Annotated in this window: 1 protein-coding gene; it reads right to left on the bottom strand. The window is 67.1% G+C overall.

What is annotated here, in order from left to right:
* Positions 1-38: 38 nt before the first annotated feature.
* Positions 39-1,304 (bottom strand): IS256 family transposase, encoded by a 1,266-nt coding sequence (locus PHK61_RS31785; protein ID WP_420791478.1) that lies wholly within the window; start codon positions 1,302-1,304, stop codon positions 39-41.
* Positions 1,305-1,371 lie beyond the last annotated feature (67 nt).

The following is a 1,371-nucleotide window of genomic DNA, read 5'->3' as shown; positions in this document are numbered from 1 at the left end:
GGGACTGTCTGATGACCGGTGTAACTGGCGTTGGCGGGTCAGTTGATGGTTGACGGGACGATACGACCGGGGAACGCGATCGCGAAGGCGTTGAGCGCTGGCTTCCAGCGCATCGCCCAGCGGGCCCGTCCCTTGCCGGTGGGGTCGAGCGAGCGGGTGACCAGGTAGAGACACTTCAGCGCGGCCTGCTCGGTCGGGAAGTGCCCGCGGGCCTTGGCCGCTCGCCGGTAGCGGGCGTTGAGGCTCTCGATCGCATTGGTGCTGCAGATGACCTTGCGGATCTCCACGTCGTAATCGAGGAACGGCACGAACTCCGACCATGCCGAGCGCCAGAGCGTGATGATCGCCGGGTAGAGCGCTCCCCAGCGCTCGGTGAACTCGGCGAACCGTTCGGCCGCGGCCGGCTCGGTGGGTGCGGTGTAGACCGGCCGGAGATCTTTGGCCATCTGCTCCCAGTAGCGCCGGCTGGCGTAGCGGAAGGTGTTGCGGATCAGGTGCAGTACACAGGCCTGCACCAGGGTCGGCGGCCACACCGTGGTGATCGCCGCCGGCAGCCCGGCCAGGCCGTCGCAGACCGCGATGCAGACGTCGTCAACGCCGCGATTCTTGATCTCGGTCAGGACCTGCAGCCAGTACTTCGCGCCCTCCCCGCCCTCGCCGGCCCAGATCCCGAGAATGTCGCGTCGACCATCAAGGGTCACCCCGATGACCACGTAGAACGGCCGGTTGGTGACCTGACCATCGCGGACCTTGAGATAGATCGCGTCCACGAACAGCACCGGGTAGATCCTGTCGAGGGGGCGGTGCTGCCAGTCGGTCATCTCCTCGAGAACCTTGTCGGTGATCCTCGAGATGGTGTCCCGGCTGACCTTGGCCCCGTAGACCTCCTCGAAGTGCGCAGCCACCTCCCCGGTGGTCAAGCCCCGGGCTGTGAGCGACAGGACGATCTCGTCGATCCCATCCAGGCGGCGTTGGCGCTTGCGCACGATGACCGGTTCGAAGCTGGCGTCGCGGTCGCGGGGGACCTCGATCTGCACCGGCCCGATCTCGGTGAGCACCGTCTTGGTGCGCGTGCCGTTGCGGGAGTTGCCGCCGTCGCGGCCCACGGCGTCGTGCTTGTCGTAGCCGAGGTGCTCACTCATCTCCGCGTCCAGCGCGGTCTCGAGCACGGTCTTGGTCAACCCGCTCAGCAGCCCTCCCGGACCGACGAGCTCGACCCCTTCGGCCCGGGCCGCTTCCACGAGTTCCCGAGCGAGCTGCTGCTGATCGATCCGAGCCCCCATGGACTCGATCGTGTCGGTCATCGCTGGTCCTTCCCCCGGGACACGCCCGGAGCTTGAGAACCAGTTACACCGTCAGTCGGACAGTCCC

It is taken from the genome of Actinomycetospora lutea, assembly GCF_028737205.1.
In the GTDB taxonomy this organism is placed as follows: Bacteria; Actinomycetota; Actinomycetes; order Mycobacteriales; family Pseudonocardiaceae; genus Actinomycetospora; species Actinomycetospora lutea.
This window is presented reverse-complemented; position numbering and strand designations above follow the sequence as displayed.

Excerpts from the sequence above, each read along its gene's own strand:
- PHK61_RS31785 (WP_420791478.1), bottom strand. The coding sequence starts at position 1,304 with ATGACCGACACGATCGAGTCCATGGGGGCTCGGATCGATCAGCAGCAG.